General features: G+C 33.1%; 14 protein-coding genes. 7 read left to right on the forward strand and 7 right to left on the reverse strand.

Annotated features, from left to right (window positions below):
* Window positions 1-43: 43 nt before the first annotated feature.
* Genes IE051_RS00625 through tsaD form a run of 4 tightly spaced genes read right to left on the reverse strand, consistent with a single transcriptional unit; the run spans window position 44 to window position 2,988 of the window.
* Complete coding sequence (locus IE051_RS00625) at window positions 44-544, reverse strand: TrmH family RNA methyltransferase (RefSeq protein WP_189358427.1); 501 nt, start codon at window positions 542-544, stop codon at window positions 44-46.
* 27 nt (window positions 545-571) lie between these two features.
* Window positions 572-1,219, reverse strand: a complete 648-nt coding sequence (locus IE051_RS00630) for a DUF4159 domain-containing protein (RefSeq protein ID WP_189358429.1) — start codon at window positions 1,217-1,219, stop codon at window positions 572-574.
* 1 nt (window position 1,220) lies between these two features.
* Window positions 1,221-1,925, reverse strand: a complete 705-nt coding sequence (locus tag IE051_RS00635) for a 16S rRNA (uracil(1498)-N(3))-methyltransferase (RefSeq protein WP_189358431.1) — start codon at window positions 1,923-1,925, stop codon at window positions 1,221-1,223.
* Window positions 1,926-1,965: 40 nt separating this feature from the next.
* Entirely contained in the window at window positions 1,966-2,988 is a 1,023-nt protein-coding gene (gene tsaD, locus IE051_RS00640) for a tRNA (adenosine(37)-N6)-threonylcarbamoyltransferase complex transferase subunit TsaD (protein WP_189358433.1), read from the reverse strand.
* Window positions 2,989-3,234: 246 nt separating this feature from the next.
* Here tsaD and IE051_RS00645 point away from each other — a divergent pair, with 246 nt between their 5' ends.
* The 5 genes from IE051_RS00645 to IE051_RS00665 all read left to right on the forward strand — a co-directional run bounded on the left by IE051_RS00645 (window position 3,235) and on the right by IE051_RS00665 (window position 11,993).
* A complete protein-coding gene (locus IE051_RS00645) occupies window positions 3,235-7,641 on the forward strand; it encodes a translocation/assembly module TamB domain-containing protein (RefSeq protein WP_229796688.1) in 4,407 nt (1,468 codons plus the stop codon).
* Between the two features lie 148 nt (window positions 7,642-7,789).
* A complete protein-coding gene (gene pfkA, locus IE051_RS00650) occupies window positions 7,790-8,776 on the forward strand; it encodes a 6-phosphofructokinase (protein ID WP_189358436.1) in 987 nt (328 codons plus the stop codon).
* A 17-nt stretch (window positions 8,777-8,793) separates the two neighbouring features.
* Window positions 8,794-9,798 (forward strand): type I glyceraldehyde-3-phosphate dehydrogenase, encoded by a 1,005-nt coding sequence (gene gap / locus IE051_RS00655; protein ID WP_189358438.1) that lies wholly within the window; start codon window positions 8,794-8,796, stop codon window positions 9,796-9,798.
* Window positions 9,799-9,879: 81 nt separating this feature from the next.
* Entirely contained in the window at window positions 9,880-10,740 is an 861-nt protein-coding gene (locus IE051_RS00660; protein WP_189358441.1) for an N-acetylglucosamine kinase, read from the forward strand.
* Window positions 10,741-10,820: 80 nt separating this feature from the next.
* Complete coding sequence (locus tag IE051_RS00665; protein ID WP_189358443.1) at window positions 10,821-11,993, forward strand: ABC transporter ATP-binding protein; 1,173 nt, start codon at window positions 10,821-10,823, stop codon at window positions 11,991-11,993.
* Between the two features lie 15 nt (window positions 11,994-12,008).
* On the opposite strand, the gene guaC is transcribed toward IE051_RS00665, so the two are convergent.
* Window positions 12,009-13,052, reverse strand: a complete 1,044-nt coding sequence (guaC, locus tag IE051_RS00670; protein WP_189358445.1) for a GMP reductase — start codon at window positions 13,050-13,052, stop codon at window positions 12,009-12,011.
* 128 nt (window positions 13,053-13,180) lie between these two features.
* Here guaC and IE051_RS00675 point away from each other — a divergent pair, with 128 nt between their 5' ends.
* The gene (locus IE051_RS00675; protein ID WP_189358447.1) at window positions 13,181-14,599 is read left to right on the forward strand and encodes a response regulator; all 1,419 of its coding nucleotides are present in this window, start codon (window positions 13,181-13,183) and stop codon (window positions 14,597-14,599) included.
* Window positions 14,600-14,609: 10 nt separating this feature from the next.
* Here the strand turns inward: IE051_RS00675 and IE051_RS00680 are convergent, their stop codons facing one another.
* Both IE051_RS00680 and IE051_RS00685 read right to left on the reverse strand, forming a co-directional pair.
* Window positions 14,610-14,990, reverse strand: coding sequence for a RidA family protein (locus tag IE051_RS00680; RefSeq protein ID WP_189358449.1), 381 nt, complete (start codon window positions 14,988-14,990; stop codon window positions 14,610-14,612).
* A 38-nt stretch (window positions 14,991-15,028) separates the two neighbouring features.
* A complete protein-coding gene (locus tag IE051_RS00685; protein WP_189358451.1) occupies window positions 15,029-17,800 on the reverse strand; it encodes a putative LPS assembly protein LptD in 2,772 nt (923 codons plus the stop codon).
* A 184-nt stretch (window positions 17,801-17,984) separates the two neighbouring features.
* Between IE051_RS00685 and IE051_RS00690 the strand changes: the two genes are divergently transcribed.
* Entirely contained in the window at window positions 17,985-19,082 is a 1,098-nt protein-coding gene (locus IE051_RS00690) for an N-acetylmuramoyl-L-alanine amidase family protein (protein ID WP_189358453.1), read from the forward strand.
* Window positions 19,083-19,099 lie beyond the last annotated feature (17 nt).

Consider the following 19,099-nt stretch of genomic DNA (forward strand, 5'->3'; position numbering starts at 1 on the left):
CTAGTAAATCTAGGTATTTCATGTGAAAAACAGAAATTCAAGACTAAAGTAATTGCTTAGTCAGCTCATAAAGTGCAATATTTGCGGCCTGGACCACATTCATACTGCTATTACGGCCATACATATCAATATGAATCACATGATCAGAAATTTTAAGGATAGATTCTGAAACGCCAAAGTTTTCGTCACCAATAACAAGAACGATGGGTTTATCCTGTGAAATTTGAAAGGTATGAATGGCTTGACTCTGACTTGTTATTTCTAAGGATATTATTAAATGTCCATCTGTTTTAAGGGCTTTAATAACCTCAATAGCTGATTCCGTCTTGTCAAATTTTACAATTTTTTCGGTTGCTCGAGAAGTTTTTGCCACTTTTCTGCCTAAAGTGATATTTGGACCACAAAGCACAAGTTTTTCAATTCCAAATGCATCTGCAATTCTAAATAAACTTCCAATATTTGCAGCATTCGTAACATTGTCGCACACTAAGGTAATGGGAAACTCATGTTGTTTGAAATTTGTATTGTAGTGGGTAAGTTGCATAACGATGTATGAGCTTAGAATATTAAACTAGTTCTCAAAAGCATATTTAACAATGTTTGCGCCCATTCTTAAGGCTTTTTCTCTAACTTCGGCGGGATCATTATGAATTTCGACGTCTTCCCAACCATCACCCAGATCACTTTCATAGGTGAATAATAGGACTAAACGATCTTTTTGAAAAATGCCAAATGCTTGCGGACGTTTACCATCATGTTCGTGAATTTTAGGTAAACCATCGGGGAATTTATAAACTATATTGAAAATGGGATGACTAGATGGAATTTCAATGAGTTCTTTATTGGGAAAAACCTTTTTAAGCTCTTCGGTAATAAAAGGTTCCATGCCGTAATTGTCGTCTATATGCAAAAAACCTCCGGATATTAAATAGTTACGCAAATTTTCAGCATCAGATTCACTAAAAAAAACGTTACCATGTCCGGTCATAAAAGTAATAGGGTATTGGAAAATATCTAGATTATCTACTTCAACGGTTGCGGGTTTAGGACTTATTCTTGTGTTAATATTGGAGTTACAAAACTTTATAAGATTAGGAAGCGCTGTGGGATTACTGTACCAATCACCTCCACCTTTATATTTTAATGTAGCCAATTCTTGAGCTTGAAAATTATAAGTAATAATGGCAAAGCTAAAAATTAAAAAGGCTATTTTTTTCATACTATTCATTTGTATAGGCAGCGGAATGGCAGGCTACGATTGCCGCAGTTTCAGTTCTTAATCGAGATTGACCTAGGGTTACTGGCACAAAACTGTTTTTAATGGCTTGTTCAATTTCATTCTTTGAAAAATCACCTTCTGGGCCAATTAATATAGTTGTATTTGTTTTTGGTTTTAAGGTTTCTTTTAACGATTTCCTATCCATTTCTTCACAATGTGCAATAAATCTGTCTCCATTAAAATCCTGTTGAACAAATGCTTTAAAGGATATGGCTTCATTGAGTTTTGGAAGAAAACAACTGAGTGATTGTTTCATAGCAGATTGTAAAATACGATTAAAACGTTCTGGTTTAATAATTTTACGTTCGCTATGATCACAAATAATTGGCGTAATACTGTGTATGCCAATTTCAGTGGCTTTTTCTAAAAACCATTCATAGCGGTCGTTCATTTTTGTAGGTGCGACAGCCAAATGCAAGAGATATTTAGGAGACTCCTGTAATACTTTTGATACGACTTGAGCAGTACATTTGTTTATGTTGGGGATTATGATTTTTGCAGAAAACAACCAACCTTTCCCATTGGTTATGTACATGATATCACCTGTCGTTTTTCGTAAAACTTTTATAATATGCTTACTTTCTTCTTTTTGAAAAGCGAATTCTTCTGTAGATTCATTTAATTCTGGATTATAAAAAAGTTGCATATCACGAATATATAAAAGAAATTGAGAATTGTTGAAGTACTTATATCTTTAACCGTGCAGATGCTAGAGTATCATGTTGTGCAAAATCTTGGTTTAAATACTTGAGATACCCAACTATAGCTATCATAGCAGCATTATCAGTAGTAAATTCAAATTTAGGAATGTAAGTGGTCCATCCAAATTTTTGCTCGGACTCTTTTAAAATTTGTCGTATTCCGCTATTAGCCGAAACGCCTCCACCAATGGCTATACGTTTAATGCCTGTTTCTTTAGTTGCCATTTTTAATTTGTCCATTAAAATCCCAATAATGGTATATTGAATAGAAGCACAAATATCATTTAGGTTTTCAGTAATAAAATTTGGATTGACCTTTGTTTCGCGCTGAATAAAGTAAAGGATAGCTGTTTTTAAACCAGAGAAACTAAAATTCAATCCAGCTACTTTGGGCCTAGTGAATTTATAAGCTTTGGGGTTTCCTAATTGTGCTCTTCTATCAATTTCAGGCCCCGCAGGGTATCCTAAACCTAGTATTTTACCACTTTTATCATAGGCTTCACCAACAGCGTCATCAATGGTTTCTCCAATAACAGTCATATCAAAATAACTAGCTACCTTAACAATTTGTGTATGTCCGCCAGAAATTGTCATAGCTAAAAAAGGAAATTGGGGTTTATCAAAACCTTCCTCGTCAATAAAATGAGCCAAAATATGGGCTTGCATATGATTGACATCAATTAATGGGATGTTTAAACCAAAAGCTAACGATTTGGCAAATGAAGTGCCAACCAATAAACTCCCCATAAGTCCTGGGCCTCTAGTAAAGGCTATTGCATTTAACTGGTCTTTTTTGATATTCGCTTTTTTTAAAGCTTGATCTACCACAGGAACAATATTCTGCTGATGTGCCCTTGATGCTAATTCAGGTACAACACCCCCGTACTCTTCATGAATTTTTTGAGTAGCAATGACATTGCTTAATATTCGCCCATTATATATTACAGATGCTGCGGTGTCATCACATGAGGACTCAATTCCAAGAATATAGATATTTTGTGAGGACATTAATTAAAATTAGGCACAATAATTGTTAATTTTGAAAACAAATAATCCATTTAAACTTAAGATTTATCTTCAAAGGCAAAATTACTCAATTATTTTTTTTAGAGGTGCTAAAAAGATTAAACTCTTTTACTTTAATAGTTATTTGCTTGAGATATTATTCAAGGAAGGTAGATAATCCTTTATAAATTTATAAATTTAGAGATTATTAAGAAGTTTTTAAAAATACTATCCAAAATAGCAGGAATTTTGCTGCTGCTTTTCATCATTTTGGTGCTTGTTTTGTCCATTCCTTTTGTTCAAACAGGCTTAGGGAATTATGCAACTAAAAAATTAAATGATGATTTTAAAACCAATATAAATATCGACCGAATTAGTATGCAACTTAATGGTGATATTGAGTTGAAAAACATATTAATTAGGGATTATAAAAAGGATACCCTTATAGCCATTGATGAACTTAATACCTCTATTTTGAGTTTTAGAAATTTAGCCAAAGGAGATTTAGTTTTTGGTGATATTGACATCATGGGATTGTATTTTAATATTAAAACCTATAAAGGAGAAAAAGATACTAACCTTGATTTTTTTGTAGCCAAATTTGAAAGTGATAATCCCAGTAAAGAAAAAAGTACTTTCTTATTGTCTTCAAGCGATGTATCTATTTACTCGGGACTATTTTCCATGTCCAACGAAAATCTTGAAACTTTAGAGCTTTTTAAATTTAAAGATTTAGATATTAATGCAACTAATTTTTTAATCTATGGGAGTAATGTAAGTGCGCGTATAAATACATTAAATTTTATAGACAGCAGGGGTATAGAGGTGACAAATTTAATGACAGATTTCGCCTATACGCTCACAGATATAACATTTGATAACCTTCAATTAACAACACCTGCTTCTGTTTTAAAAGGAGATTTACAGTTTTCATACAAGCGTGAGGATTTACAATATTTTACTGATAAGGTTATTATAAGTGCGAATTTTAAGGATTCTAAGGTGCATTTAGATGAGCTTAACGTTTTTTATAATGAGTTTGGTAGAAATCAATCGGCAAATTTTAGCGTGAATTTATCCGGGACATTAAATGATTTATATACAAAAAATTTAAAATTAACTTCAAGTAGGAATACAAAGATTTACGGGAATTTACATTTTAAAAACTTGTTCAGTAGAGCGGATAATAATTTCTATATGAATGGAAATTTTAGAAATCTATCCTCTACATATAAAGATTTAAAAGCATTATTGCCAAATGTTTTGGGAGCATCTATACCATCATCTTTTGATAGTTTAGGCAAGTTTAAAATTGTTGGAAATACACAAGTAACAACGTCCACGGTTCATGCCGATATTGATATTACAACAGAATTAGGTTTTATTGACTCAAAACTGGAAATCAATAAAATAAATGATATTGATAATGCCCTTTATAAAGGAGAAATTGCTTTGGAACAGTTTGATTTTGGCACTTTTTTTAACAACCCACAATTAGGTTTTGGTTCATTAAACTTGGATGTAAATGGCAAAGGGTTTGCGCCTAAAACTTTAGATGCTAAGGTGAAAGGTGATGTTTTTCAGTTAGAGTTTAAAGATTATAACTACAGTAAAATTAAGGTTGCGGGAAATATCATGGATAAGATTTTTGATGGTAATCTTATAGTTAATGATAAGAATTTGAAATTAAATTTTACTGGTTTTGTTGATTTTTCAGATTATGTAAAGAAGTATGATTTTAAGGCCATAGTGGATTATGCTGACCTAAATACCTTGAATTTTGTAAAGAAAGATAGTATTTCAATTTTTAAAAGCACAGTAAAAATGAATATGAATGCCGGGAGTTTTGATGATGCTTCAGGTAAAATTATATTTAAGGACATGAGCTATAAAAATGAAAACGACACCTATAAATTCGATTCATTTTATGTGGCTTCTAGGTTTGAAAATGATACAAGGTATGTATCTATAAATTCCCCAGATATCATTGAAGGTGGGCTTAAAGGAAAGTTTAAATTGAGGGATGTAAAAAAACTTTTTGAGAATTCCTTTGGCTATGTGTATTCTAATTATATTCCAGATAAAGTAGTTTCTGATCAAAATATAGATTTTGATTTTAAAATTTATAACAAGATTGTTGAAGTTATTTATCCTGAAATTGAACTTGGAAAAAACACCTTTATTAAGGGACGTGTTGAAAGTGATGAAAAACGATTTAAACTAACGTTCAAATCTCCAAAAATTAAAGTAAATGAATACTTCGCTAATAATATTGAACTGCAATTAGATAATAGTAATCCGGTTTTTGATACTTATGTTGAGATTGATAGTTTAAATACTAAATATTATAATGTTTCTAATTTTAACCTAATAAACGTTACCGTAAATGATACATTGTTCATGCGATCTGAATTTACCGGAGGCAAAAAAAATAATGATGAATTCAATTTGAATTTTTATCATACCATAAATGAAGAAAACGAATCGGTAATTGGGTTTACGAAGTCTGATTTTACAGTAAAGAAAAATAAGTGGTTTATTAATGAAAACAACGACAGCTTACATAAATTGTCATTTGACAAAAAACTAACAAAATTTGATATTCAGAAGTTTAGATTTAACCATGATAGTGAAGAAATTACCATAAAAGGATTTGTACGAGATTCAACCCAAAAGGATATTAAGTTGAATTTTACAAATGTGGATTTACATAATATCACCCCAGATATTGATAGTTTGCGATTAGATGGAAACGTTAATGGTAAATTAGAAATATTACAGCAAAACGGAAGTTATTTGCCCAATTCAAATATTGTAGTTGATAATTTCAAAGTCAATACGTTTTTATTAGGATCTTTTGACGCTACAATAGAAGGTAATGAGTCATTGACTAATTACAAGGTTAATGCCACCATAAAAGATGATAATAGTAAATCGTTCAGTGCTATTGGCGATATAAATGTTTTGGCAAATGAGTCCAATATAGACGTTACTTTAAGTTTTAACGAGTTTAACCTTTTTCCTTTAAATCCTTTGCTGGCAGGAATTCTGTCGGATATTAGAGGAACTGCTTCAGGTGATGTTAAGGTGGTTGGTGATTTGAAAAAACCTGATATTAATGGGGATTTAATTCTCAATGATGCTGGACTTGGCGTGCCTTATCTTGGTGTTAATTATGACTTTAATGAGCGTGCTTCAGTTTCACTTGTTAATCAAACGTTTCAGTTTAATGATATTAAAATAACCGACGTAAAACATAATTCTCAAGGGCAGTTTAACGGAAGCATTAGTCATGTGAATTTTTCAAACTGGAATTTGGATTTAGGTATTAACACATCGCGATTATTGGTTCTTGATACCGAGCAGTCCGAGGAGTCCTTATATTACGGCACCGGTTTTATTGGCGGTAGCGCAAGTATAAAAGGCCCTACAGAACAATTGGTTATTAACGTTACAGGGGTGACTGAGCGTGGAACGGCATTTAAAATCCCGCTAAGAGACGCAACTACCTTTGGAGATAATACCTATATTCATTTTATTACGGAGGAAGAGAAAAGAGCTAAAGAGGAAGGTAATGATTTTGTGGTTAATGATATTGAAGGACTAGAATTGGATTTCGATTTAGACCTTACTGAAGATGCAGAAGTGGAACTTATAATTGATCAACGAACAGGACACTCTCTAAAAGGGAAAGGAAGAGGTGGTATACTTGTAGAAATAAATACCAATGGAAAATTCAATATGTGGGGGGATTTTGCGGTATTTGAAGGGGTTTATAATTTTGCCTATGGAGGCATAATTAGAAAACAATTTATTGTTCAGCCAGGAGGGACTATTGCTTGGTCTGGTGACCCTTTAAAAGCACAAATAGACATGTTGGCCATTTATAAAACACGAGCCAATCCATCACCTTTATTAGATAGTCCAATAAATAGGACTATTCCTGTTGAACTTCAAATAGCCTTGGTGGGTGATTTGGAGCAACCACAACCTGAGTTTGATTTTGAATTTCCTAATGTAAATTCAACAGTTAAATCTGAGTTAAATTATAGATTGCAAACTCAAGAAGAAAAACAAAATCAAGCCTTGTATTTGATTTCTACAGCATCGTTTTCTGGTACAGGAACTAATCTTAATATATCTGGAACCATTGCAGAACGACTTAACGGTATTGTAAATAATATTTTTGCAAATAGCGATGGTAAATTAAATATTGGACTCAATTATGAAGCTGGCCAAAATAATCCGGATTACCAAACTGATGATAGGTTTGGTTTTACACTACAAACGCAAATAAGCGATCGTGTTTCTATTAATGGTAAAGTAGGAGTTCCTATTGCTGGAAGGGGGGAAAGTCAAACGCAAACTGTTATTGCTGGAGATGTTGAAATTTCATTTTTACTAAACGACGAAGGATCTTTAAGCGCTCAAGTTTTTAACAAAGAGAACAGTATTAGAAATTTTGGAGAAGAAATAGGGTACACTCAAGGTATAGGGATTTCATATAATGTGGATTTTGATACCTTCAAAGAATTGCTTCAAAAACTTTTTCAAAAACCAGATGATATTGACGTCGTTGAGGATGAGGAAGAAGAAAAATCCGATGACGCTAACCTACCTGATTACATAACGATGAAGCCCTCCAAAACGAATTGAAACCTATTTTATTTTAGTTATTTAATGTAGTTGGAAATTTAATTTACTTACTAAAACGTTATAGTTTTAAAGTATTACTAAAATATGACTTATGTTATAGATAATCGATTTTTGTTTAGTAATTTTACCGTGATAAATTAAAAAGTAAATGCCAAAATCAATAGAAAAAATTGCAGTTTTAACCTCTGGAGGTGACTCACCGGGTATGAATGCAGCTGTTCGAGCAGTAGTGAGAACATGTGCTTTTCATAATGTAGAATGTTATGGAGTATATCAGGGATATGAAGGTCTTATTGAGGGTGATTTTAAAAAAATGGATGCCAGAAGTGTTAAGGGAATCATTAACAAAGGTGGTACTATTTTAAAATCGGCAAGATCAAAAGAATTTAGAACTAAAGAAGGTAGGCAAAAAGCTTATGATAATTTAAGTGAAGAAGGAATTGATGGTCTTGTAGTTATTGGAGGAGATGGTTCTTTTACTGGAGCACTTATTTTTAATCAAGAGTTTGGATTTCCAGTAATGGGGATACCAGGTACTATTGATAATGATATTTTTGGGACATCACATACCTTAGGTTTTGATACTGCACTTAATACCGTAGTAGATGCTATAGATAAAATTAGAGATACTGCGAGCTCACATAATAGACTATTTTTTATTGAAGTTATGGGCCGTGATGTTGGTCATATTGCTTTAAACGTTGGAATTGCTGGTGGTGCAGAAGAAATATTAATTCCTGAAGAAGATTTAGGTTTAGATAGATTAGTAGAATCTTTAAATAAAAGTAGGAAATCAGGAAAATCATCAAGTATTGTGGTGGTTGCTGAAGGGGATAAAATAGGAAAGAATATTTTTGAACTTAAAGATTATGTTGATGAAAACATGGAAGGCTATGATGTTAGAGTATCTGTTTTAGGTCATATGCAACGTGGAGGAGCGCCGTCTTGCTTTGATAGAGTACTAGCAAGTAGAATGGGTGTGAAAGCTGTAGAAGCCATGTTAAACGGTCAAAGTAACTATATGGTTGGACTTTTAGATAATAAAATGGAATTAACACCTTTGGATAACGCCATAAAAGGAAAAACAAAAATTAACTTAGAATTATTGCGTGTCTCAGATATCATGAGCACTTAACATTTATAAACACGATTATGTCAAAATTAAAAATTGGAATTAACGGATTTGGTAGAATAGGTAGAATTGCTTTTAGAGTAGCAGCATCAAGACCTGATATTGAAGTAGTTGGAATTAATGATTTATTAGATGTAGAGCATTTAGCTTATTTATTAAAGTATGATTCTGTTCACGGACAGTTTGATGGAAGTATTTCAACAAACAATGGAAACTTGGTTGTTAATGGAAATGAAATAAGAATTACTGCAGAACGTAACCCAGAAGATTTAAAATGGGATGCTGTTGAAGCAGAAGTTGTTTTAGATTGTACAGGTATTTTTACTACATTAGATAAGGCACAAGCGCATATTACTGCTGGTGCTAAGAAAGTTGCTATTTCTGCACCATCTGCAGATGCGCCAATGTTTGTTATGGGAGTTAATCATAATAATGTAACTGCTGCTGATACTATTGTATCAAATGCATCTTGTACTACAAACTGTTTAGCACCTCTTGCTAAAGTAATTAATGATAAATTTGGTATTGCTGAAGGGTTAATGACAACTGTTCATGCCGCTACTGCAACTCAATTTACTGTTGATGGACCTTCTAGAAAAGATTACAGATTAGGACGTGCTTCTTTAAATAATATAGTACCAGCTTCTACTGGTGCTGCAAAAGCTGTTGGAAAAGTAATTCCAGAATTAAACGGTAAATTAACAGGTATGGCTTTTAGAGTGCCTACTGTTGATGTTTCTGTGGTAGATTTAACGTGTCGTATTGAGAAGAAAGCATCTTGGGATGAAATCAAAGGCGCTTTAAAAGATGCTGCTGAAAACGAATTAGCTGGTGTTCTAGGATATACAGAAGAAGGTGTGGTTTCTCAAGATTTCGTATCTGAACCTAAAACAAGTACCTTTGATGCTAATGCAAGTATGGCCTTGAATGATGGATTTATTAAATTAGTATCTTGGTATGATAATGAATATGGATATTCAACTAAATTAATTGATTTAGCACAGCATATTGCATCTGTAAAATAATATTATATTAATAATACTTACTCCACAGAACTATTGTGTTTTTAATGCAGTTATCTGTGGAGTTTTTTTATCTTTAAACTTATGATTTTAATTGTTGATAGTGGTTCTACTAAGTCAGATTGGTTGGCTGTAGATAATAACGGTAATAAATTAATGGAAAAGGTAAGGACTAAGGGCCTGAATCCTGCCATTTTGAGTGAAAAAAAACTAAGTAAAATAATTAGGAAGAGTCAAGATTTAAAGGATAATAAAGATAAGGTAACCCATGTTTTTTTCTATGGTGCGGGTTGTGGTACAGATAACGCTAGAACGTTATTACAGGGTGTGTTAAAAGAAATGTTTTCTAACGCACATGTCGAGGTAAATGAAGATACTTTAGCGGCTGTATATTCCACAATTAATACGCCGGATGAGGCTGCAGTGGTTTGTATTTTGGGTACTGGTTCTAATTGTAGTTATTATGATGGTGAAGCATTGCATCAACGTGTTAAATCACTAGGATATACCCTTATGGATGATGCATCTGGAAATTATTTCGGTAAACAATTGATTAGAGATTATTACTTTAATCATATGCCAGAAAATGTGAAAATAGCTTTTGGTGCCAAGTATAATATGGATGCCGATTTTATTAAATACAATTTATACAAACAACCAAGTCCAAATGCTTATTTGGCCAATTTCGCAGAATTTATGTTTTTACATAAAGATTCGGAGTATACTGTAAATCTTATTAAAAATGGGATTCGTTTGTTTGCGAAAAACATGATTTTTCAATACAAAGAAGAACTAAAAACAGTTCCTGTTCATTTTGCGGGATCTATTGCTTTCTTTGCTCAAAACGAAATTAAGGAAGTAGGGGAAGAGATGGGCTTTAAGGTTGGGAATTTTGAACGTAGACCTATTGACGGTCTTGTGCCATTTCATACCAAGGATTTATAATTTTCAGAGATTAAACCTTTACATTTGTGCCTAAGCATATAGCAATTTACCTTTCGAATAACGAAAATAAAAAGTTGCTTTTGCGTAAGATTACGTCGGGAGAACTTATACCTGAACTCCGTAGGTTAAAAGGGTCTATTTTTTCTGATATAACATTAAATCATTTTATTGAAGAAGAAGAGCGTCATGGGAAATTTGAGGTAAAAACTACAACGAGTAATAGTTTGAAAAACTCTTCGGATGGCGAACGAAAAAGGGCTTTGTTAAATCACTTATTATCAAAACCACTTCTAGATTATATTTTACTTGATAATATTTATGATTGTTTAGATCGATCTGCCCAATCACAGGTGAACATAAGATTGGAGCGGTTGAGCGAGCAAACAAAAGTTGTTCAAATAGCTACAAGAAAAAGAGATATTTTACCTTTTATTAACGCTGTTTTTTCTGTCCACCAAGGAAAGCTTCAATTGGTTGATGATACTTTAAAAACAAGTAAAAAATCAAAAAAGTTTTTTGTCAATGAATTACCCCAACCCCTAATTCAAAGGGTTTCTGGCAATAATCCGCTAATTCAATTGAGAAATGTTTCAGTACATTATGGTGAGCGTGCTATTATTAGTAACATCAATTGGGTTATAAAACCAGGAGAATTTTGGCAACTTATTGGGCCTAATGGTTCTGGAAAGAGCACTATTCTTTCCTTAATTTCCGGAGATAATCCTAAGGGGTACATGGCTGATATGACATTGTTTGGAATAAAGAAGGGTAGTGGTGAATCTGTCTGGGATATCAAAAAGAATATCGGTTTTTATTCCTCTGAAATGTTACGCGGATTTAAAAGAAGAGATACTATAGAAAGCATGATTATTTCGGGTTTTTTAGATTCTATAGGGCTTTATAGTTATCCCTCAGATATCCAAATTAAAATAGCAAACCAATGGTTGGCGCTTTTGGGTATGACCAGTATAAAAAACAAAAGTTTTTCGTTTTTATCAGGCGGACATAAAAGACTTGTACTCATAGCCAGGGCTATGGTAAAACATCCTCCTTTACTAATTCTGGATGAACCTACAAATGGTCTTGATGACAGAGATTCCTATATTTTTTCAGAATTAGTAAATAAAATAGCTTCTGAAAGCAATACGGCAATAATTTATGTGTCGCATAGAAAAGAAGAGCATATAAATCCAGATAAAATATTTGAACTTACACCAAATCCAACAGGAGGTTCTACCGGCCAAATCAATTAAATAAGTTACTGATATTTACGTTTCGTAAACCCTGTTTTCCTGCTCGTTCACACGAATAAAAGTAGTGCGTTTTGTTAATTCTTTCAATCTAGCTGCACCTACATAAGTACAAGTACTTCTTAAACCACCAAGTATATCTAGTAAAGAGTTTTCAACGAGTCCTTTGTAAGGTACGTCAACCGTTTTGCCCTCGCTAGCGCGATATTCCGCAACACCACCAACATGTTTTTCCATTGCTGTAGATGAACTCATTCCATAGAATCTTTTGTACGGTTCACCATTTTTATTTATTATGTCACCCCCACTCTCATCATGACCAGCTAGCATACCGCCAAGCATAACAAAATCAGCACCAGCACCGAAGGCCTTTGCGATATCTCCTGGAGTTATACATCCGCCATCACTAATAATTTGCCCACCTAATCCGTGTGCGGCGTCCGCGCACTCAATAATTGCTGATAGTTGCGGATAGCCAACACCAGTTTTTAATCTCGTAGTGCAAACGGAACCGGGGCCAATTCCCACTTTTACAATGTCAGCGCCTGAGAGTAGAAGTTCCTCTACCATTTCACCAGTGACAACATTTCCGGCAATAATCACCTTGTCAGGGTATGTTGTACGTGTTTGTTTAACAAATTCAGAAAAGTGCTCTGAATAGCCGTTGGCAACATCAATACATATAAATTTTAAATTTGGAATGATATTGAGGATTTGTTTTAGTTTTTCAGAGTCATTTGCACTAATTCCAGTACTTACCGCTAAATTAGACTGTACATCAATTGAATTATTCGTCGTCGCAAACTCCTGCCATTCCTCAATGGAATAGTGTTTATGTATTGCCGTGAATAGTTTGTTGTTAGCTAGTACTTTAGCCATCTCAAATGTACCCACGGTATCCATATTAGCAGCCATAATAGGGATACCTGTCCATGTAAAGGGACTATGTAAGAATTTAAATTGACGTTCTAAATGCACCTCAGATCTACTTTTTAAAGTTGATCGTTTAGGGCGAATCATAACATCTTTAAACCCAAGTTTTATATCTTGTTCAATTCTCATAAATTATTGTATTAAGGTAGTTCTTTCATTAAAATTAAGAAATTTAATAATAATTAAGCCTAATGATGCGGTATAATAGTTTCTTGAAATTAGTATCTTTATACTAATGTAAATTTAGGAAGTGTAAAATGAATTTAGTCCCGATGTTTATTAAATCCATAAAAAAGAAAAAGAAATTATCTTTTTTCATTCTTTTTTGCATTGGAACCATACTAACACTAGGGTATTTTTTTCTTGAAAAGAAAATTTATACTGAAACAGCCGCACTATTTTTGTTTGTATTAGCGATACTTCAGGTTTTTGGATTACAATATTTCCTGAAAAACCAGCTTAAAAATGACGTAAAACTTGAGAATTTCAAACTTCGTATTGATGAACTTCAGGAAAGTTTAAAACAAGCTGAAAAATTTGCCGATCATAAATCCATCTATCTATCGAATATGAGTTATGAAATTCGTATTCCTTTAAGTACCGTCCTTGGAATGCTTGATATGTTAAAGCAAACCGAATTAAATCCTGATCAGCAGGCCCAAGTGGAAATCGCCGAACATTCTTCAATGCATTTGTTGCAGTTAGTTAATATGGTGATTGATAATGCCGAAGTTGAGCAGGAACCCGTTAAATTGAATTTAGAAACAGTAGATTTAGAAGCTGATTTAACTAAATTGTTTAAAGTTTTTGAATATCAAATGTTGGATAAAGGATTAGATTTCAAATACGAATTTTTATCCGAAGAAAAGGAAAAGTTTTTCGTGTTAGCTGATTCAACTCGTATTCAACAAGTTTTAATTAATTTAATTAATAATGCGATTAAGTTTACGCATCTTGGAGAAGTTTCAATTATTGTAGATCAAACCGTTGGTATAGATGAAACACAGATTGTTACTTTTTATATTAAGGATACCGGAGTAGGTATGCGTGAGCAAGAAGTGAAGCGCATTTTGGCAAATTCAGAATTAGACTATGACACTTCTATGATGAGAGATTATAGAGGTGGTGGTATCGGGCTTTCTATATCGAATGAGTTAGTAAAGTTAATGGGAGGAGATTTAAAACTAGAGACCAAAGAAAATGAAGGTTCAACTGTTTATTTTAGTCTTCCGCTTAAGAAAACATTAAGCATAAAAGCAGACTTGTTGAAAGATAAACCGGTGTTTGAGAATAAGTATAAAGTTTTGGTAGCTGAGGATAATAAAACAAATCAAAAAGTTATTGAATTTCTACTTGAGCGCCAAGGGGCCATTTGCTCTTTTGCCAAGAACGGTGTAGAGGCATTGGATATGTATAAAAATCTAGATTTTAATATGGTATTTATGGATATTTATATGCCAGATATGGATGGTTATCAGGCCACACGACATATAAAGCAAACGGATAAATATTCAAAGGAGCATACGCCAATTATTGCAGTCTCAGCCAGTGCATTTGATGAGGATATAGAAAATGCAAAAAAGGCGGGTATAGATGATTTTCTTGCAAAACCCATTGAAGTGAGTAAACTAAGAGCATTACTTATTAAATATTCGAGTACCAATGCCAGTGCTTAGATAATTCGATTTATTTTACTGCAATAACACTGATTTCCATATTAACATTTTTAGGAAGTTTAGCTACCTGTACCGTCTCACGAGCTGGAGCGCTGTCATCATCAAAATATTTTCCATAAACCGAATTGATTATATTGAAGTCATTCATATCGGTTATAAAAATAGATGTTTTAATTACATGTTCAAAGGTCATATTGGCCGCTTCAAGTACAGCAGCTAAGTTGTTCATGACCTGAGTCGTTTCCTTTTCAATATCCTCTGTTATTAGCGCTCCGGTTTGAGGGTTAATGGCTATTTGTCCCGATGTATACAAGGTATTACCGGTTAATATTGCTTGATTATAAGGTCCAATAGGTGCAGGGGCTTTTTCTGTGGTAATTATAGTTTTCATATGTAATGGTATTTTATGATAATGACCTTTTTTTAGAATTAAAGCTGTATATCAGGTTGTCTTCGTTTTTCGTATTTAAGGTCTTGTAACATACTGGCCTTAATACCAATAAAGAAGTTCCATGATTTATAGGGGCCAAACGGCGTCCAAGAAAAGTTCATAGTAAAACTTTGTAAATCTCGCCCAAATCGCAATTGAGTAGGCGTAAAACCTAAGTTTTTAAAGTCGTAACCTGAAGAACCTCCAATAGACCAATTTTCGGTGAGTTGAATATCGCCAGAAAACATAAGAGAATGCGAAGAAATTTCATTTTGCCTTCGCGAATTTGAATAGTTTACGGCATAGGCCAGTCTTAAACTCCATGGTATTTTATGGCTATAAAATGATTCTTCAGATTCTTCTTTGTCATCATTGTCATAGTCGGTTTTCTGTGCTCTTGAGAAATCTTCAGAAACACCAAATAAATCATCATCACGCCCACCGCCTTCAAGGTTTTCATTCATGTTCTTATCTTTGCCTTTTTTATCTCCTCCTTTATTTGAAAAAGCCCAACTAGCAGTTAAATTACCACTAGTTAATCTAAAAAGACTACCACCGCTATCAATGTTAAATACGTCAATTTTATTGTTATTGTTATCTAAGGCGTATGGATCTAAAGTTGCGCCGAAATTAACACTTAATTGATTGTCAAAAAATTGAGTACCACCAGTCATTCGTAAAGGACTCCAATTAAGCGAATCTCCCGCTACATTGTACGCTGTTGAAAAATTAAGGTTATTAAGTAGAATGACTTTCTTAGCCTCAGTTGCCGTACTATCTTTATCCCTAACTTTTGCTTCAAAATTGTTGGATAAAGACATTCCTACGGAACTTGAAAATGTTTTGTTTGGAGTGCCAAAAATACCGTCTTCAAATCGGGTGTATTCTACCTCACCTGAAGTATTTCCATCAGCATCAATCACTTCATAAGAATCGTAATATTTTTCAAATGATGGATTAATATTATAACTAAGCGATGGACGCATCACGTGCCTTATGGCTTTAATTTTGGAATCTTTCCCTTCCTTTTCAAAGTTAAACATACCGTATACCGTAGTTCCTACACTGGTACTAAAATTGTACGTTCTAAAAGAATCAAAGCCATTAATGGTTTCTGTTACTTCTTCCTCTTCTTCGGGATCGTAGTATTTGTTAACGGTCTTAAAGGTCCAAACCTCATTATAATTTGTACTAGCACTAACGCTAAAGTGCTTAAAGACCTTAAAGTTTGTGGTTAGTGGTATAGAGTGTTGAAAACCTGCTTTGGCATCATCAAACATACCAGGCTTAAAAAATAAAGAATCTGTAGTTTGAATTCTGTTTTCACCACGCAAATTATACTGAAAATTCACATTTTGAATAATCCCTTTTTTTGAACCAGATTTTGATGCAAAAGGATACATTCTGCCTATACTACCTTGAAAAGTAGGTAAGGTCATATTGATTTGTTCGGTCTGTGTATTTTGGGAATGGGATGCAGTAACACTAAAATTAACTTGAGGCTCACCTTGAAATGTTTTTGAATATGAAATAGATGAAGCTAATGTGTTGTTAAGTCTATTAGGGACATTGGCTTGATTATTTGAAAGCTGGTAATAGTTACTACTACCTAAGTTAACAGAAGCTGAAAATCTGGAACTAGGATTGGCTTTTGAATCTTGACTGTGCGTCCAACGTACATTATAAATGGTACTTTTGGCATAATCAGGAAAACCACGTTCACTGGTTATGAAACTCTCATACCTTAAATTAAAATTACCTCTAAATTTATAGCGTTTTGCATAGGTGTTTTCTAACCGAAGGGCCCAACTTCCGTTGGTATAATAATCTCCTAACACCGTTAAATCGAAATAATCACTAATGGCAAAATAATAACCTCCATTTTGTAAAAAATAGCCACGGTCATTTTGTTCGCCAAAAGTTGGTATAATTATCCCCGAAGTTTGTGTTTCACTTTGTGGAAAAAAACCAAAAGGCAATCCTACAGGGGTAGGTACATCATATATGAAAATATTGGCTAATCCTGTAACTATTTTTTTTCCAGGTACAATTTTGGCTTTTCTTAATTTAATATAATAATCAGGATCTTCTAGGTTACTGGCGGTTGTGTATTTTGCATTTCTAACAAAATAAACGGAATCATTCTCTTTTTTTGTAATCTGAGAAACCACAGTACCTTCTCCTTGCTCGGTTTGTGAATTATAGATTAATGCTTTTTGGCTTTCGGTATTAAAAACAATAGAATCTGGTTCAACAACATTTCCGCTTTGCGTAAACACGGGTTTTTGAGTATATGCATCTAAAGTATCAATAATACCTTTAGCATAAACTGTATTTGTGCTGTAATCAATGGTTATGATTCCGGCTTCAATTTTCATGTCACCATATTCAATTCTAGCTTGATTATATAATTGTAACTGGTGTTTTTTATTGTTGAACTTGGTGTAATCATCAGCGTGATAAACAACAATGTTTTCTAAAAGTTCTTTTTTAGGTTTAATGGAGTCTGTAATTGTACTGTCCTGAGCTTTTTCTGGATAATCAGCAATATCTAAGCTATCCGCGGTCAATTCTATTTGCTCAGCCTCTATATCAATAGGATCTATTACTGTACGCTCAATTTTTTGATTCTCTTTAGGGATATCTTGAGCGTAGCTAAACGTGTTGATAAACACTGTAAAACTTAATGCAAAAAGTATTTTAAAGTTGTTTGTACGCAACGCTTTTAAATGTATTTTTGTAAAAGTATGGCTCGGTTTTTGAAAAGCCAAAATTACATATATTTTTCTGTGATTGATTTAATAATCAATTAAAATTTTAAATTAAAATTAGCCTCAATTCAATTGGGTAATAAACCGAGATTTTTGGTCGTTTAAGTACATGATATATAGCTTTTAAATTGTGATAAAAAATGATAGGTTATAAGATAGCGATTAAAAAATAATAAGTCACTCCATGAAAACGCACAACATATTATATTTCGTATCTATTATAATAGTATTAACATGTTCTTCTTTTATTGAGACGACTGATGTTGATACTAGAAAAAAGTTTGTTGTTGTTCTAGATGCGGGTCATGGTGGAAAAGATCCTGGAAATTTAGGAAATGGCTATAAAGAAAAAGATATAGCGCTTAAAATAGTTCTAGCTGTAGGTAAGGAATTAGAAAAGAACCCTAATATTAAAGTGATATATACACGTAAAAAAGATGAGTTTATTGATCTTTTTGTACGCGGAAAAATTGCTAATAAGGCAAAGGCAGATTTATTTGTCTCAGTGCATTGTGACTCACATAACTCTCAAGCCTATGGTGCTGGAACCTTTGTGTTGGGAACGCACCGAAATAAAACAAATTTTGAAGTTGCTAAAAAGGAGAACTCCGTAATCTTTTTAGAAGAAGATTATGAGAAAAATTATGCTGGATTTGATCCAAATTCTCCTGAATCTGTCATGAGTATTTTGCTAACACAAGAAGAGTATTTAGATCAAAGTATTAAGCTTGCTGGTTTAATTCAAAACAATTTTGCAAATAAACTTAAACGAAAAGACAGGAAAGTAAAACAAGCCGGTTTTATTGTGTTACATCAAACGGTGATGCCTAGTGTTTTAGTTGAATTAGGCTTTTTAACCAATAGAAAGGAGGGCGCTTATTTAAATTCTAAAAACGGCCAACGAGAAATGTCTATGGCAATTAAAGATGCCATTTTAGAATACAAGTCTGGATTAGATAAAAATGTTACAAACTATAATGTTGTTGAGTCCATCTCCACAGACGCCGTAGAAATTGATGACATTATATATAAGGTGCAAATTTCGGCTAGCTCTAAATCTATAGAGACTAAATCATATAATTTTAAAGGTCTAGATGATATTTCTAAAATACAAGAAGGAAGCCTGTATAAATATTATTATGGTAATACCTCAAATTATGACACGGCAAACGGCTTTGTGCAAGAAGCTAAGACTAAAGGGTATAAATCGTGTTTTATAGTCGCTTTTAAGGATGGTAAAAAAATACCTTTATCTGAAGCTTTAAAATCAACTTCCAATTAGCCTAGTTCTTTTTAAAA

Origin of the sequence: Algibacter mikhailovii, assembly GCF_014651495.1 — a bacterium.
Classification (GTDB): domain Bacteria; phylum Bacteroidota; class Bacteroidia; order Flavobacteriales; family Flavobacteriaceae; genus Algibacter_E; species Algibacter_E mikhailovii.

What these genes read in the sequence shown, in the direction of transcription:
- guaC (WP_189358445.1), bottom strand. Translation starts at nt 13,052, where the DNA reads ATGAGAATTGAACAAGATATAAAACTTGGGTTTAAAGATGTTATGATT.
- IE051_RS00690 (WP_189358453.1), top strand. Translation starts at nt 17,985, where the DNA reads ATGAAAACGCACAACATATTATATTTCGTATCTATTATAATAGTATTA.
- IE051_RS00625 (WP_189358427.1), bottom strand. Translation starts at nt 544, where the DNA reads ATGCAACTTACCCACTACAATACAAATTTCAAACAACATGAGTTTCCC.
- IE051_RS00635 (WP_189358431.1), bottom strand. Translation starts at nt 1,925, where the DNA reads ATGCAACTTTTTTATAATCCAGAATTAAATGAATCTACAGAAGAATTC.
- tsaD (WP_189358433.1), bottom strand. Translation starts at nt 2,988, where the DNA reads ATGTCCTCACAAAATATCTATATTCTTGGAATTGAGTCCTCATGTGAT.
- gap (WP_189358438.1), top strand. Translation starts at nt 8,794, where the DNA reads ATGTCAAAATTAAAAATTGGAATTAACGGATTTGGTAGAATAGGTAGA.
- IE051_RS00675 (WP_189358447.1), top strand. Translation starts at nt 13,181, where the DNA reads ATGAATTTAGTCCCGATGTTTATTAAATCCATAAAAAAGAAAAAGAAA.
- IE051_RS00630 (WP_189358429.1), bottom strand. Translation starts at nt 1,219, where the DNA reads ATGAAAAAAATAGCCTTTTTAATTTTTAGCTTTGCCATTATTACTTAT.
- IE051_RS00680 (WP_189358449.1), bottom strand. Translation starts at nt 14,990, where the DNA reads ATGAAAACTATAATTACCACAGAAAAAGCCCCTGCACCTATTGGACCT.
- pfkA (WP_189358436.1), top strand. Translation starts at nt 7,790, where the DNA reads ATGCCAAAATCAATAGAAAAAATTGCAGTTTTAACCTCTGGAGGTGAC.
- IE051_RS00660 (WP_189358441.1), top strand. Translation starts at nt 9,880, where the DNA reads ATGATTTTAATTGTTGATAGTGGTTCTACTAAGTCAGATTGGTTGGCT.